Here is a 15692-nt window from a genome sequence, read left to right on the forward strand (position 1 = left end):
GGGTATGTCGCTACGCGGGGCAGGAGCGCAGGTCCTGCTCGAAGGTCGCCTCGTCGACCTCCTCCAGCACCTCCCCGGGGCCGGGCGCGGTGATGGAGACCGGCGCGCCCACGTCGGCGAAGCGGGCCTCGAGCGAGCCGTCGAGCACCTCCTCGGCGGTCCGGGCCGCCTCCCCGCCGGAGCGCCGCAGCTCGCGCAGGTCCGCCAGCGCCTCGGCAGCGACCCCGGCCCCCTCCAGGGCCGGCAGCAGGTCGCGCACCCGGACGGAGATGCTCTCCAGCACCCCGTCGGAGAGCGTGACGGTCGCGGGCACGGGGATGTCGCTCTCGGGGTCCAGCTCGCCGGTCACCAGGGACTTGCTGCTCAGCAGCTGGACCAGCGTCACGAGGTCGGCGGTGGCCAGGAAGGTCCCGGGGCCGACCTGCTCGCGACCCACCAGGTACGACGCCGCGATCACCGGCGCCGGGTGCGGTGCCCCCGCGCCCTGGACGCCGATCGTGGCCTGGAGGGCGCCCGCGCCCACCCAGCAGCCCCAGCCGGGGGCGTCCATGCGCATCCAGCTCGTGGCGTCGACCGTGAGCATCTCGGCGGTCAGGTCCTGGCCGTCGACGTCGAACGTGCGGGTCGCTGCCCAGGCCTGGCCGCCGATGTCGTAGCTGCCCTCCTCGCGGGTGCTCGCCACGGGGGCGAGGTCGGCGCGCACGGTGAAGGTCCCGGTGCCGGCGGTGAGCAGCGCCCGGACCGCCCGGGCGACGGCCTTGCGGGCCGCCGGGTCCTTGGCGAGGTCGCCGACGGCGAGGGCCTCCGGGGTCGGGGTGGAGGTGGGGCCGGACGTCGGGCTCGAGGTGGGGCTGGACGTCGGGCTGGGCGTCTCCGTGGAGCCTGCCGAGCTGGTGGTGCCGGAGCCGGCGCACCCGCCCAGCCCGGCGACGAGCACCCCGGCCGACAGGGTGCTGAGCAGGGCGGTGGGACGGCGGCCGGGACGACGGTGGGGACGACGGAGGTGGGAGGAGCGCACCGCGGGACCCTAGGCGGCGCGCCGACCCTCCACCAAGACCTCGCCGTGACGCTGTGCGAGGTTGGGGCCATGAGTGGTCAGCCAGGTCAGGGTGCGGCGACGCGGGGCGACGAGACGTTCGTGTCCTTCGGTGAGCAGGGGGCGCAGCTGACCTACGGGTCCTACCTGCGCCTGCCCCAGCTCCTCGACAGCCAGCACCTCGAGTCCGACCCGCCGGCGCACGACGAGCTGCTGTTCATCACGATCCACCAGGTCTACGAGCTGTGGTTCAAGCAGCTGCTGCACGAGGTCACCGCCGCCCGCGACGCCCTGCTCTCGCCGCCCGGCACGGGTCGGGACCGGCTGTGGTGGGCCCAGCACCTGCTGGCGCGCGTCCACGTCATCGAGCGCACCCTGGTCCAGCAGGTCGACGTGCTGGAGACGATGACCCCCCAGGACTTCCTGGAGTTCCGCCAGCGGCTCGCGCCGGCCAGCGGCTTCCAGTCGGTGCAGTTCCGCGAGCTGGAGTTCCTCTCCGGCGCCAAGGACCCCGGCTACCTCGACCGCTTCCGCGGGCTCAGCGACGACGAGCAGGAGCGGCTGCGCCGCCGGCTCGAGGAGCCGACCCTGTGGGACGCCTTCGTCACCGCCCTGGGCGGCGCCGGCTTCGACGTCGGCGACGACGAGCAGGTGGCGCGGGCGCTGCACACGGTGGCGCACGACCGCGACTCCCACGCCGCGCTGTGGGCGCTGGCCGAGGCGCTGCTGCAGCACGACGAGCTGGCCGCGTCGTGGCGGGCGCGGCACGTGGTGATGGTGGAGCGGATGATCGGGGCGAAGTCGGGCACCGGCGGGTCCAGCGGGTCGACGTACCTGCGCTCGCGGCTGCCGCTGCAGTACTACCCGCTGCTGTGGGAGCTGCGCTCGCAGCTCTGAGCCCCCAGCAGACCTCCGCACCACCCCGGGGCCCGTGTTGTCCGCGTCACGTCGGGGTCCTAGGGTCGGGAACGTGTCAACGACGACGCACGATCTCGACAAGTCCGAGCTGATCTCCAAGGCCGCGGAGCTGGCGCGTGCCGGCCGCGGCAGCGGCGGCCCGCCGCACGCCGAGGTGGGCGACCTGCTCACCGCCTACTACCGCCACGTCGCCCCCGAGGACCTCGCCGAGCGCGCCGAGAGCGACGTGTGGGGGGCCCTGGCCAGCCACTACCGCCTGGCCCAGCAGCGACCCCAGGGCCGCGCCTCGGTGCGGGTCTTCACCCCCACCCTGGCCGAGCACGGCTGGTCGGCCGGCGGGCACAGCGTCGTCGAGGTCGTCACCGACGACATGCCCTTCCTCGTCGACTCGCTGACCATGGAGCTCTCGCGCCAGCTGCGCGACGTGCACCTGGTCGTGCACCCGCACTTCGACGTCGAGCGCGACATCACCGGCGAGCTCCAGCGCGCCCGGGTCGTCGACGACGGCGCGATGGAGCCCCAGGACTCCTCGGTGCGCGAGTCGTGGATGCACGTGGAGATCGACCGGCTCGCCGACGACGACGACACCGAGCAGATCGTCGAGGACGTCCAGCGGGTGCTGCGCGACGTGCGCGAGGCCGTCGAGGACTGGCCGCGCACCCGGCAGCGGATGCTCGACATCGTGCGCGGCCTGCGCGAGGACCCGCCGGTCGAGCTGACCGCCGAGGAGGTCCGCCAGGGCGCCGAGCTGCTCGAGTGGCTCGTCGACGACCACTTCACCTTCCTGGGCTACCGCGAGTACCGGCTCGAGACCGTGGAGATCGACGGCGGCGAGGACGACGTCCTGCGGGCGGTGCCGGGCACCGGCCTGGGCATCCTGCGCGCCGACCAGGCCCACAGCACCTCCTTCGCCCGGCTCCCCGAGCCGGTCAAGGTCAAGGCCCGCGAGAAGTCGCTGCTGGTCCTGGCCAAGGCCAACTCGCGGGCCACCGTGCACCGCCCGGCCTACCTCGACTACGTCGGGGTCAAGACGTTCGACGAGCGGGGCGAGGTGACCGGCGAGCAGCGCTTCCTGGGCCTGTTCTCCTCCACGGCGTACGCCGAGTCGCTCACCCGCATCCCGCTGCTGCGCGAGAAGGCCCGCGAGGTGCTGCGCCGCAGCGGCTTCGACCCGCGCTCCTACGCCGGCCGCGCGCTGATGGACACCCTGGAGACCTACCCGCGCGACGAGCTCTTCCACACCGACGTGAGCCAGCTCGCGACGATGGCCGAGGCCGCGATGCACGCGCGCGAGCGGCGTGCGGTGCGCGCGATCATCCGCCCCGACACCTACGGGCGCTACGTCTCGGTGCTGGTCTACCTGCCCCGCGACCGCTACAACACCGCGGTGCGCGAGCGGTTCAGCGACATCCTGCTCGAGCGCCTGGGCGGCGAGTCCATCGAGTTCACCGTGCGGATCAACGAGTCGACGACCGCGCGCGTGCACTTCGTGGTGCACCTGCCGCGCGGCGAGAGCGACCCGACCGTCACCGGCCAGCTGCGCGCCCTCGACACCACCGACCTCGAGCGGCGCCTGGCCGACGCGTCGCGCTCGTGGCGCGACGACTTCCTGGCCGCCGTGCTCTCCGAGTACGGCGAGCAGGCCGGGGCGGTGCTGGGCCGGCGCTACGCCGACTCCTTCCCCGAAGCCTTCAAGGAGGACTACTCGGCGCGCACCGCCGCGGTCGACCTGGGCCGGCTCGAGGCGATCGAGGGCGACGAGGGCCTCGACCTGGCGCTGCACGAGAACCTCGACGCCGGTCGCGGCGAGGTGCGCCTGAAGGTCTACCGGGTCGGCAGCCCGCTGTCGCTGTCCGAGGTGTTGCCGATGATCTCCAGCCTCGGCGTCGAGGTCGTCGACGAGCGCCCGTACGAGATCGACGGCCTCGAGCGCGCCTCCTACATCTACGAGTTCGGGCTGCGCTACGGCCGCTCGCTGCCGGAGCGCTCCCGCGACCTCTTCGTGCAGTCGCTGCGCGCGATCTGGGACGGGCGCACCGACACCGACGGCTTCAACGTGCTGGTGCTGGCCGCCGAGCTGAGCTGGCGACAGGTCTCGGTGCTGCGCGCCTACGCCAAGTACATGCGCCAGGGCGGGTCGCCCTTCCAGCTCGACACCATCGAGGAGGCGCTGAGCAGCAACGTCGACATCACCCGGCTGCTCGTGCAGCTCTTCGAGGTCCGCTTCGACCCGACCTGCGAGGACCGCGAGCAGCGCGAGGAGCAGCTGCGCGAGCGGCTGGCCGGCGCGCTCGACGACGTCGCCAGCCTCGACCACGACCGCATCCTGCGCTCCTACCTGACCCACATCGGCGCGACCCTGCGCACCAACCACTACCAGTGCACCGACGACGGCGAGCCCAAGTCGTACCTCAGCCTCAAGCTGGAGCCGTCGGCGATCCCCGACCTGCCGCGCCCGCGCCCGGAGTACGAGGTGTTCGTGCACTCCCCGCGCGTGGAGGGCGTGCACCTGCGCTTCGGCTCGGTGGCCCGCGGCGGGCTGCGCTGGTCCGACCGGCGCGACGACTTCCGCACCGAGGTGCTGGGCCTGGTCAAGGCGCAGATGGTCAAGAACACCGTCATCGTGCCGGTGGGCGCGAAGGGCGGGTTCTTCGCCAAGCAGCTGCCCGACCCCTCCGACCGGGAGGCGTGGATGGCCGAGGGCATCGCCTCCTACCGCACCTTCATCAGCGGTCTGCTCGACATCACCGACAACCTCGTCGACGGGCGCACCGCGCCGCCGGTCGACGTGGTGCGCCACGACGGCGACGACTCCTACCTGGTGGTCGCCGCCGACAAGGGCACCGCGACCTTCTCCGACATCGCCAACGAGCTGTCCAAGGACTACGGGTTCTGGCTCGGCGACGCCTTCGCCAGCGGCGGCTCGGTCGGCTACGACCACAAGGCGATGGGCATCACCGCCCGCGGCGCCTGGGTCTCGGTGCAGCGCCACTTCCGCGAGCGCGGCATCGACTGCCAGACCGAGGACTTCACCTGCGTTGGCATCGGCGACATGTCCGGCGACGTGTTCGGCAACGGGATGCTCTGCTCCGAGCACATCCGGCTCGTGGCCGCCTTCGACCACCGCGACATCTTCCTGGACCCCACGCCCGACGCCGCGACGTCGTACGCCGAGCGCAAGCGGCTCTTCGAGCAGCCGCGCACCAGCTGGCAGGACTACGACACCTCGCTGATCTCCGAGGGCGGCGGGGTGCACTCGCGCTCGAAGAAGTCGATCCCGATCACCCCGCAGGTGCGCGAGGCGCTCGGCATCAGGGACGACGTGTCGTCGATGACGCCGGCCGAGCTGATGCGCGCCATCCTCACCGCGCCCGTCGACCTGCTGTGGAACGGCGGCATCGGCACCTACGTCAAGAGCCGCGAGGAGACCCACGCCGACGCCGGCGACAAGGCCAACGACCCGATCCGCGTCGACGGTCGCGACGTGCGGGCGCGCTGCATCGGCGAGGGCGGCAACCTGGGCCTGACCCAGGCCGGGCGCATCGAGTACGCCCGCCTGGGCGGCGACCCCGACAGCGGTGGCGGTCGCGTCAACACCGACTTCATCGACAACTCCGCCGGGGTGGACACCTCCGACCACGAGGTCAACATCAAGATCCTGCTCGACCGGGTGGTCGCCGACGGCGACCTGACCGGCAAGCAGCGCAACGAGCTGCTGGCGGCGATGACCGACGAGGTCGCCGCGCTGGTGCTGCGCGACAACTACGAGCAGAACCTGGCGCTGGCCAACGCGCTCTCGCACGCGCCGTCGCTGCTGCACGTGCACGAGGAGTTCATGAAGCGCCTCGAGCGCGAGGGCGTCCTCAACCGCGCGGTCGAGGGCCTGCCCACCAGCCGCGAGGTGCGTCGCCGGGCCGACAAGAAGGAGGGTCTGACCGCGCCGGAGCTGTCGGTGCTGCTGGCCTGGACCAAGATCGTGCTGGCCCAGGAGCTCATCGAGTCCGACGTGCCCGACGACCCCTACCTCGACCAGGACCTGCTGGTCTACTTCCCCACGGCGATGCGCGAGCGCTTCACCGAGCAGATCCGCAAGCACCCGCTGCGCCGCGAGATCATCGTGACCCAGGTGGTCAACGACCTGGTCAACGGCGCCGGCATGACCTTCTGGCCGCGCCTGGGCGGCGAGACCGGGGTGGGGGCCGCCGAGCTGACCCACGCCAACTTCGTGGCCCGCGAGATCTTCGGGTCGCTGCCGCTGCGCGAGGAGCTGCACTCCTACGACAACAAGCTCGACGCCTCGGTGCAGACCCGGATGCGCCTGGAGATGCGCACCCTGGTCGAGCGGGCCACCCGCTGGCTCGTCGCCAACCGGCGTGCCCCCCTCGACAGCAGCGCCACCGTCGAGCAGCTGGCCGGGCCGGTCCAGGAGACCGTGGCCCAGCTGCCCGAGCTGATGACCGGGCGCGAGCTGGCGGCCTTCGAGCAGCGCCGCGACCGCCTGGTCGAGCGCGGCGTGCCCGACGACCTGGCCGCGCGCGTGGCGGTCCTGCCGCCGGCGTACATGGTGCTCGGCATCGTCGACGCCGCCACCCGCGAGGGCCTCGACCCCGCCGAGGTCGCCCGGGTGCACTTCGCCCTGGGCGAGCGGCTGGGGCTGCCCGCGCTGGTGCTGCGCATCCTCGCGCTGCCGCGCGAGGACCGTTGGCAGACCATGGCGCGCGCGGCGCTGCGCGACGACCTGCACTCGGTGCACCTGCAGCTGACCCTGCGGGTCATCGCCGCCACCGGCGACGACGAGTCGGCCACCGCCCGGATCTCGACCTGGGAGGACGGCGACGCCACCGCGGTGGGCCGCGCCGCCAGCACCCTCGGCGAGATCTGCTCCGACGAGGACGCCGACCTCGCGCGGCTCTCGGTGGGGCTGCGGATCGTGCGGGGGCTGCTCACCAGCTGACCCCGTCGTCGGTCGCGGGGTGTCGACGACGCTCGGCCCTCGGCCCTCGCTGCTCAACCAACGGCGGCCTCCGTTGGTCGAGCAGTGACGAGCGCCAGCGAGGAACGTCGTCGAGACCCGGTGAGAACCGCGCCCGCCGTACGCCATGGGCTCACCGGTTTTCGAGGACGCTCGAGCCTTCGGCCCTCGCTGCTCAACCAACGGCGGCTTCCGTTGGTCGAGCAGTGACGAGCGCCAGCGAGGAGCGTCGTCGAGACCCCGTGAGGTGCCCGCCTCCTGTACGCCCTGCGACGTTCGCGCCGATACCGGGTCGGGGGGTGAGGAAACCCGGTCGTGGAGTGTCGGTGGACGCACCTAAGATCGGTGTCGATGTCAACGACTCTCGGATCTCGTGGTGGCACCGACGCGCTCGGTCCCGACCCGGACAGCCCGCCGCCGGCCGGCGTCCACTCGCTGTGGCGCCTGCGCGGCTACCTGCGCCCCCACGTCGGGGCGCTGGCCATCATGCTCGTCGCCTCGCTGGGCGGGGTCGCCCTGGCGATCGGCATCCCGCTGGTGACCCGGGCGATCATCGACGGGCCGGTGACCGACCGCGACCTCGGGGCCCTGCTGCCGCTGGCCGGGCTGGCGCTGCTGCTCGGCGTGCTCGAGGCGGTGCTGGTGTGGTGGCGGCGCTGGGTGCAGTCCAACGCGGTCCTGGGCCTCGAGACGACGATGCGCCGCGACCTCTACGCCCACCTGCAGCGGCTGCCGATGGCCTTCCACACCCGGTGGGGCTCGGGCCAGCTGCTGTCGCGGGCCACCACCGACCTGGCCGCGATCCGCCGGTTCTCCGGGTTCGGCCTGCTGTTCCTGCTGATCAACGTCGTGCAGCTGGTGGCGACCACCGCGGTCCTGCTGCACATGTACTGGCCGCTGGGACTCGTGGTGGCCGCGGCCGCGGTGCCGATCGTGTGGCTCTCGATGCGCTTCGAGAAGCGCTACGTCGTCATCTCGCGCCGGGTCCAGGACGAGCAGGGCGACCTCGCGACCCTGGCCGAGGAGGGCGCGGTCGGCATCCGGGTGGTGAAGTCCTTCGGGCGCAGCGCCCACATCGGCGAGCAGTACGACGTCGCCGCCCGACGCCTGCACGCCACCAGCGTCGAGAAGGCGAGGCTCTCGGCGAAGTTCTGGACCTTCCTCGAGGTGATCCCCAACGTCGCGGTGGTCGTGGTGCTGCTGCTCGGCGCCCTCGGGGTCGGGCGCGGCCAGCTGACCCTCGGCGAGCTGGTCGCCTTCATCACCCTGCTGCTGAGCCTGGTGTGGCCGGTCTCCTCGCTCGGGGTCATCCTGGCGATGGCCCAGGAGGCGATGACGGCCTCGGCGCGCATCCTGGAGATCTACGACACCGAGCCCTCCATCGTCGGCGGCGACCGGGTCGTCGACGACCCGCGCGGCCACCTGCGCCTCGAGCAGGTCGACTTCGCGTTCCCCGACGCCCCCGACGAGCCGGTGCTGCGCGGCGTCGACCTCGACGTGCGCCCCGGCGAGACGGTCGCCCTCGTCGGCGCCACCGGCTCGGGCAAGACCATCCTGACCGCGCTCGTCCCGCGGCTGTGGGACGTCACCGGCGGCCGGGTGCTCATCGACGGCGTCGACGTGCGCGAGCTGCGCACCGACCACCTGCGCACCCTGGTCGCCACCGCCTTCGAGGACCCCACGCTGTTCTCGATGAGCGCGCGCGAGAACCTCACCCTGGGCCGCGCTGACGCGACCGAGGCCGAGATCGAGCAGGCCCTCGAGGTCAGCCAGGCACAGTTCGTGCACGACCTGCCGTGGGGCCTCGACACCCGCATCGGCGAGCAGGGGATGGCGCTCTCGGGCGGGCAGCGCCAGCGGCTCGCGCTGGCCCGTGCGGTGCTGGCGCGCCCCCGCGTCCTGGTGCTCGACGACACCCTGTCCGCGCTCGACGTGCACACCGAGGCGCTCGTCGAGGAGGCCCTGGGCCGGGTGCTGTCCTCGACGACGGCGATCGTGGTGGCGCACCGGGCCTCCACGGTGCAGCTGGCCGACCGGGTCGCGCTGCTGCAGGACGGCACCATCACCCACGTCGGGCCGCACCGCGAGCTGCTGGCGACCGTGCCGGCGTACCGCGACCTGCTCGCGGGCGACGACGACCTCGACGACGAGCAGGCTGAGGAGGTGTCGGCATGAGCACCGCACAGACCTGGCGCGGCGAGGCCGAGGTCGACCAGGACGAGGCGGCCGAGCGGCTGACGGCCGGCTCCCTCGGGGGCGGCGCCAAGCGGTTGCTGCGCGACCTGCTGCGCCCCTACAAGCGGGCCCTGCAGGTCCTGGTCCTGATCGTGCTGGTCGAGAACGCCGCCCGGCTGGCGATCCCCTACCTGGTCAAGGTCGGCATCGACTCGGGCATCCCGCCGATCCGCGAGCGCGACGACCTCTCCACGCTGCTGACCGTGGTGGCCGTGGTGCTGGTGGCCACGCTGACCCAGGCCGTGGCCCGCAACCGCTTCCTCGTGCGCCAGGGCCAGATCGGCCAGGACGTGCTGCTGGCGCTGCGCCGACGGGTCTTCGGGCACTTCCAGGCCCTCAGCCCCGCCTTCCACGACACCTACACCTCGGGTCCCGCCTTCCACGACACCTACACCTCGGGTCGGGTGATCTCGCGCCAGACCTCCGACGTCGACGCGATCCACGAGATGCTCGAGACCGGCTTCGACGGCCTGGTCACCGCGGCCATCACCCTGGTCGGCACCGCCGGCATCCTGCTCTTCCTCGACGTCCGGCTGGGTCTGGTCGCGCTGCTGTGCGGGCCTTTTCTGGCGCTGCTGACCAACTGGTTCCGCAAGGCCTCGGCCAGCTCCTACCGGGTCACCCGGGAGAAGGTCGCGCTGGTCATCGTGCACTTCGTGGAGTCCATGGGCGGCGTCCGCGCGGTCCAGGCTTTCCGCCGCGAGGGGCGCAACCAGGAGATCTTCGACGACGTCAACGACCAGTACCGCCGCGCCAACCTGGTCGCCTTCCGTCTGGTCGCCTGGTTCATGCCCGGCATCCGCCTGATCGGCAACATCACCATCGCGGTGGTGCTGCTCTACGGCGGCTACCTGGCCTACCAGGGCGACGTCACCGTCGGGGTGCTGGCCGCGTTCCTGCTCTACCTGCGCCAGTTCTTCGAGCCGATGATGGAGATCAGCCAGTTCTACAACACCTTCCAGTCCGCCTCGGCGGCGCTGGAGAAGCTCGCTGGCGTGCTCGAGCAGGAGCCGGACGTCCCCGAGCCCACCTCGCCGCGCCCGCTGGCACAGGCGTCGGGGGAGCTGCGCTTCGACGCGGTCCGCTTCGAGTACGTCGAGGGGCGTCCGGTGCTGCCGGGCCTCGACCTGGTCGTGCCCGCCGGCCAGACCGTGGCGCTGGTGGGCACCACCGGCGCCGGCAAGACCACCCTGGCCAAGCTGGCCACCCGCTTCTACGACCCGACCGGCGGGCGGGTGCTGCTCGACGGCATCGACGTGCGGGACCTGGCCAGCGACACCCTGCGCGACCACGTGGTGATGGTGACCCAGGAGAACTACCTGTTCTCGGGCACGATCGCCGACAACATCCGCTTCGGCCGGCCCGACGCGACGATGGAGGAAGTCGTGGCCGCCACCACGGCGCTGGGCGCCCACGACTTCATCGCGGCCATGCCACAGGGCTACGAGACCGACGTCGCCAACCAGGGCGGCCGCCTCTCGGCAGGCCAGCGCCAGCTGGTCGCCTTCGCCCGCGCGTTCCTGGCCGACCCCGCGGTGCTGATCCTCGACGAGGCGACGTCCTCGCTCGACGTGCCCTCGGAGCGGCTGGTGCAGCAGGCGCTGCGCACCGTGCTGGCCGGGCGCACCGCGGTGATCATCGCCCACCGGCTCTCGACGGTGCAGATCGCCGACCGGGTGCTGGTGATGGAGCACGGCCGGGTCGTCGAGGACGGCAGCCCTTCGGAGCTCGTGGCCGCCGGCGACGGCCGGTTCTCGGCGCTGCACGAGGCCTGGCAGGCCTCGCTGGCGTGAAGGGGCACGGGTCGTCGGTAGTCTCGCGCGCATGATCCGAGGCGCGGCACGGCTGCTGAGCACCCCCGTGGCCCGCCTCGACAGGCTCACCCGTCCGCTCACCGGGCGACCCAGCCCGCTGCGCGGCACCCACGTGGTCATCACCGGCGCCTCCTCGGGCATCGGCGAGGCCACGGCGTACGCCGCCGCTGCCGCCGGCGCCCACGTGCTGCTGGTGGCGCGGCGCGCCGACGAGCTCGAGCGGTGGCCGGCCGGGTGCGCGAGCGGGGCGGCCTGGCGACGACGTACCCCTGCGACCTGACCGACGGTGCGGCCGTCGACGCGCTGGTCGCGCGGCTGCTCACCGAGCACGGCCACGTCGACCACCTGGTCAACAACGCCGGGCGCTCGATCCGGCGGTCGCTGGCGCTGAGCGGCGACCGGTTCCACGACGTCGAGCGCACGATGGCGATCAACTTCCTGGCCCCGGTGCGCCTGACCATGGGGCTGCTGCCCTCGATGCGCGAGCGCGGCTCGGGCCACGTGGTCAACATCGTCACCTGGGGCGTGCAGCTCAAGGCCCCGAAGTTCTCGGCCTACATCGCCTCCAAGACCGCCCTCGACGCCTGGAGCCGGGTCGCGGGCCGCGAGACCTGGGGCGACGGTGTCACCTTCACCTCGATGCGCTTCGGGCTGGTCGAGACCGCGATGACCGCGCCCACCGAGGCCTACGCCGGGCGCGGCGCGAGCCCCGAGCAGGCCGCCGCGCGCGTCGTACGCGCCCTGGAGGAGCGGCCGGTGCTGGTCAGCACCCTCGCCGGCAACCTCGGCGAGGTGCTCAACCTGCTCGCGCCCCGGCTCACCGACGTGCTCTTCGCCCGAGCCGACCAGATGTTCCCCGACTCCGCCGCGGCCCGCCCGGGGGAGGGGGAGGCCGCGAAGGTTCATCGGGTACCCGATGAAGCTGGCGCCACCTGACCGAAGGTTCAGCCGGGTAGCGCGAGTTCCATCGGGTACCCGATGAAACTCTCGCCGGCCTCGCCTCAGCTCGCCTTCTTGGCCGCCGCCGCCTTCTTCGTCGCCGTCTTCTTGCTGGTGCTCTTCTTCGCGCTGGTCTTCCTGGCCGCGCTCGACTTGCTGGTGCTCTTCTTGGCCGTCGACTTCTTCGCGGCCGTCTTCTTGGCCGGCGTCTTCCTGGTGGCGCTCCTCGCGGGCTTCTCGCCGGCCTCGGAGTCCCCGGAGTCCTCCTCGGACTCGTCGCTCTCACGGCGCCCCGACTTCGCGGCGTCGACGGAGCGCTGGAGGGCGGCGAGGAGGTCGACGACCTCGCCGGAGGACTTGGTCGAGGTGGGGGTGCGCTTCATCTCGCCGCCCTCGATCTTGGTCTTGACCATCATCTCGACGGCCGCGGCGTAGTCGTCCTCGAACTCGGAGGCGTCGAAGTCGCCGGCGAGGGTCTCGACGAGCATCGTGGCCATCTTGGTCTCGGCCTCCTTGACCTCGCCGGCCTCGACCGAGAAGTCGGGGGTGCGGATCTCGTCGGGCCACATCATCGTCTGCAGCACGATCACGTCGTCGCGCACCCGCAGCACCGCGATGGTGGTGCGCTGGCGCAGCGCGACGGTCACCACGGCCATCCGGTCGGCCTCGAGCAGCGCCTGGCGCAGCAGGGCGTACGGCTTGGCGCCGGACTTCTCGGGCTCGAGGTAGTAGCTCTTCTCGAAGAGCATCGGGTCGATCTGGTCGGAGGGCACGAACTTCTCGACCGCGATCTCGCGCGACGACGTCGACGGCAGCTCGGCCATGTCGTCGTCGGTGAGGATCACCATCTCGCCGTCCTCGGTCTCGTAGCCCTTGGCGATGTCGGCGTAGGGCACCTCCTCGCCGTCGATCGAGCAGACCCGCTGGTAGCGGATGCGCCCGCCGTCCTTGGCGTGCACCTGGCGGAACGACACGTCGTGCGACTCGGTCGCGGAGTAGAGCTTGACGGGCACGCTGACGAGCCCGAAGGACACCGCACCCTTCCAGATCGCGCGCATGGGGAAGCCTCTCGTTTCGCGGACACCACCAGTGTGACGGGTGGGACGCCGGTTCGTCATCGCCCGGGTGGGGGCGCGGGCGCGCCCGCTCGGGCAGGATGGCCGGGTGCCACCGCTGCGCCCGATGCTCGCGACCAAGGCGAGCAGCCTGCCCACGGGCGCCGAGTGGTCCCACGAGGTGAAGTGGGACGGCGTGCGCATCCTCGCCGACCTCACCCCCGCCGGCGGCGGCTCGGCGAGGCTGTGGAGCCGCAACGTCAACGAGGTCGGCGTGGCCTGGCCCGACGTGGTCGAGAACGCCGTGGGTGCGCGCGACCTGCTCGTCGACGGCGAGGTGATCGTGCTCAACGGCGCCGGGGTGCCCGACTTCCGGGTGCTCCAGGAGCGCCTGCACGTGAGCCGGGCGAGCACCGCCGAGCGGCTCGCCGGCAGCCTGCCGGCGACCTTCATGGTCTTCGACCTGCTGCGGCTCGACGGCACCGACCTGAGCGACCTGCCGCTGCACGAGCGACGCGCCCGCCTCGCCGACCTCGACCTGGGCCGCTGGCAGGTGCCGGCGGCGTACGACGACGGGGCGATGCTGCACGCCGCCACCCTCGAGCAGGGGCTCGAGGGCGTGGTCAGCAAGCGCCTCGACTCCCGCTACACCTTCGAGCGGCGCAGCCCGCACTGGCTCAAGCTCGCCCACCGGCACCGCCGCTCCTACGTCGTCGGGGGCTGGCGGCCCCAGGAGGGCAGCAGCGACCGGCTGGCCGCGCTGCTGGTGGGGGAGCCGACCCCCGACGGGCTGGCCTACCGCGGTCGGGTCGGCAGCGGCATCGGGGCGCGGGTCTCGCGCCAGCTCACCGCGCTGGTCGCCGACCTCGCGCGCGACCGCAGCCCCTTCGCCGACGAGGTGCCCCGGCTCGACGCCCGCGGCACGCACTGGGTCGAGCCGGTGCTGGTCGTCGACGTCGACACCCACGGCACCGGCCACGCGCGCCTGCGCCAGCCGTCCTACCGCGGCCTGCGCGAGGACCTGGCCCCCGCCGACCTGCCGGACCAGTCGTGAGGCCAGTCGTGAGGGGCGGGGACTGATGGCGGGCGAGGAGGTGCTGGTCGACGTCGAGGGCCGCACGCTGCGCATCAGCAACCTCGACAAGGTGATGTACCCCGCGACGGGGACGACCAAGGGCGAGGTGCTGCAGTACTACGCCCGGATCGCGCCCACCCTGCTGCCGCACCTGGCCGACCGCGCGGTGACCCGGATCCGCTGGCCGCACGGCACCGGCGGCAGCAGCTTCTTCGAGAAGAACGCCCCCTCGGGGACGCCGTCGTGGGTGCGCACCGTGTCGGTGCCCACGACCGGCAGCCGCGGGGAGTCGCGCCACGGCGACCGCCTGGTCTTCCCGGTGGTCGACGACCTGGCGACGCTGACCTGGCTGGCCAACCTGGCCGCCCTCGAGCTGCACGTGCACCAGTGGCGGGTGGGGCGCAACGGCCGGCCGCGCAACGCCGACCGGATCGTCATCGACCTCGACCCGGGTGACCCGGCGGGGCTGCACGAGTGCTGCCAGGTGGCGCTGCTGGTGCGCGACCGCCTGGCCGAGCGCGGCCTGGAGGCGCGACCGGTCACCAGCGGCAGCAAGGGGCTGCACCTCTACGCGACGCTGCCGCGGCGCCTGCCACCCGCGGAGTCGACCGAGCTGGCCAAGCAGGTCGCCGAGGAGCTGTCCGCCGCCCACCCCCGGCGGGTCACCGCGACCATGACCAAGGCACGCCGCGGCGGCAAGGTCTTCCTCGACTGGTCGCAGAACGCCGGCTCGAAGACCACCATCACGCCCTACTCGCTGCGCGGTCGCGACCGGCCGTACGTCGCCGCGCCGGTCTCGTGGGACGAGGTCGAGGCCGGCGCCGAGGACCCCCTGGGCCTGGAGCAGCTGCGGCTCGAGGAGGTCCTGGAGCGCGTGGAGGAGCGGGGCGACCTGTTCGCGGAGCCGCGCTGAGGGTGCTGCCGAGCGGTGTTACCGAACCGTGGACCGGTCGTGGTCGAGGCGTGGCCGCGCCGTGCGCGCCGGGTCCTACGGTCACAGGGACCGGGCACCCGACCGGTGCGCGACCAGGGGAGGACCCGCCATGACCTCGATCCAGCTCCAGCGGCACGGACAGCCGCAGCTGCCGAGCCTGAGCAGCTCGCAGCTGCGCACGGGTGGCGTGTTCCTGGTCGTGCTGCTCGTGCTCGCGGGCACCGTGTGGCTCAGCGGCATCCCGCTGCGCGGCAGCGAGACCGACGCGGGCGCCGGCATGTCGCTCTCCGCCGGCGAGCAGGGCACCACGCTGAGCGTGACCAGCCTCGAGGCGGGGGCCAGCGCCAGCCGCACCGTGACGATCCGCAACCCCGAGAGCAGCGAGGTGCGCCTGGCGCTGGTCGAGAACGCCGCGCCCACCACGGCCGCCGGTGGCGCGCTGGTGCTGCGCATCGAGCACGACGAGCGGGTGGTCTACGAGGGCCCCTTCGGTGCGATGGCCGACGTACGCCAGGACATGGGCTGGGTGCCGGCGCGCGGGGAGAGCACCTTCCGCTTCACCGTCTCGCTCCCTGAGACCGCGCCGCCCTTCTCCGCGGGCGGGCAGGCCGCCACAGCCACGTATGCGTGGGAGAGCACTCCCTGACGGGGAGGGGTCCGGGGTGTCGCGTCGTCGAACTGCCGTGTTGGCGCCTCGCCCTGATGCCCGGGGCC

Annotated in this window: 9 protein-coding genes and 1 pseudogene; 8 read left to right on the forward strand and 2 right to left on the reverse strand. The window is 72.8% G+C overall.

The window, feature by feature from the left end:
* Nucleotides 1–10 precede the first annotated feature (10 nt).
* Nucleotides 11–1018, reverse strand: coding sequence for a hypothetical protein (locus H0S66_RS12505; RefSeq protein ID WP_179615675.1), 1008 nt, complete (start codon nt 1016–1018; stop codon nt 11–13).
* A 120-nt stretch (nt 1019–1138) separates the two neighbouring features.
* On the opposite strand from H0S66_RS12505, the gene H0S66_RS12510 reads away from it, so the two are divergent.
* The 5 genes and pseudogenes from H0S66_RS12510 to H0S66_RS12530 all read left to right on the forward strand — a co-directional run bounded on the left by H0S66_RS12510 (nt 1139) and on the right by H0S66_RS12530 (nt 11911).
* Nucleotides 1139–1933, forward strand: coding sequence for a tryptophan 2,3-dioxygenase family protein (locus H0S66_RS12510; protein ID WP_258016891.1), 795 nt, complete (start codon nt 1139–1141; stop codon nt 1931–1933).
* A 73-nt stretch (nt 1934–2006) separates the two neighbouring features.
* Complete coding sequence (locus H0S66_RS12515; protein ID WP_258016892.1) at nt 2007–6908, forward strand: NAD-glutamate dehydrogenase; 4902 nt, start codon at nt 2007–2009, stop codon at nt 6906–6908.
* A 369-nt stretch (nt 6909–7277) separates the two neighbouring features.
* Nucleotides 7278–9101 (forward strand): ABC transporter ATP-binding protein, encoded by a 1824-nt coding sequence (locus H0S66_RS12520; RefSeq protein WP_179615677.1) that lies wholly within the window; start codon nt 7278–7280, stop codon nt 9099–9101.
* Complete coding sequence (locus H0S66_RS12525; protein WP_180923610.1) at nt 9098–10954, forward strand: ABC transporter ATP-binding protein; 1857 nt, start codon at nt 9098–9100, stop codon at nt 10952–10954. Before H0S66_RS12520 ends, H0S66_RS12525 begins: the two co-directional genes overlap by 4 nt.
* 31 nt (nt 10955–10985) lie before the next feature.
* Nucleotides 10986–11911: pseudogene (locus tag H0S66_RS12530) on the forward strand (SDR family NAD(P)-dependent oxidoreductase).
* A 65-nt stretch (nt 11912–11976) separates the two neighbouring features.
* On the opposite strand, the gene ku reads toward H0S66_RS12530, so the two are convergent.
* Nucleotides 11977–12972: a non-homologous end joining protein Ku gene (ku, locus tag H0S66_RS12535; protein ID WP_179615680.1), complete on the reverse strand. Its 996-nt coding sequence runs from the start codon at nt 12970–12972 to the stop codon at nt 11977–11979.
* Between the two features lie 106 nt (nt 12973–13078).
* Here ku and ligD (H0S66_RS12540) point away from each other — a divergent pair, with 106 nt between their 5' ends.
* The 3 genes from ligD (H0S66_RS12540) to H0S66_RS12550 all read left to right on the forward strand — a co-directional run bounded on the left by ligD (H0S66_RS12540) (nt 13079) and on the right by H0S66_RS12550 (nt 15624).
* Nucleotides 13079–14023 carry a non-homologous end-joining DNA ligase gene (gene ligD / locus H0S66_RS12540; protein WP_258016893.1) on the forward strand — a complete coding sequence of 315 codons (945 nt, stop codon included), beginning with the start codon at nt 13079–13081 and terminating at the stop codon, nt 14021–14023.
* A 25-nt stretch (nt 14024–14048) separates the two neighbouring features.
* On the forward strand, nt 14049–14957 hold the full coding sequence (ligD, locus tag H0S66_RS12545) for a non-homologous end-joining DNA ligase (RefSeq protein ID WP_179615681.1): 909 nt from the start codon (nt 14049–14051) through the stop codon (nt 14955–14957).
* Nucleotides 14958–15087: 130 nt separating this feature from the next.
* Entirely contained in the window at nt 15088–15624 is a 537-nt protein-coding gene (locus tag H0S66_RS12550) for a hypothetical protein (RefSeq protein WP_179615682.1), read from the forward strand.
* The last annotated feature ends 68 nt before the right edge of the window (nt 15625–15692 follow it).

This window comes from Nocardioides marinisabuli, assembly GCF_013466785.1.
Classification (GTDB): domain Bacteria; phylum Actinomycetota; class Actinomycetes; order Propionibacteriales; family Nocardioidaceae; genus Nocardioides; species Nocardioides marinisabuli.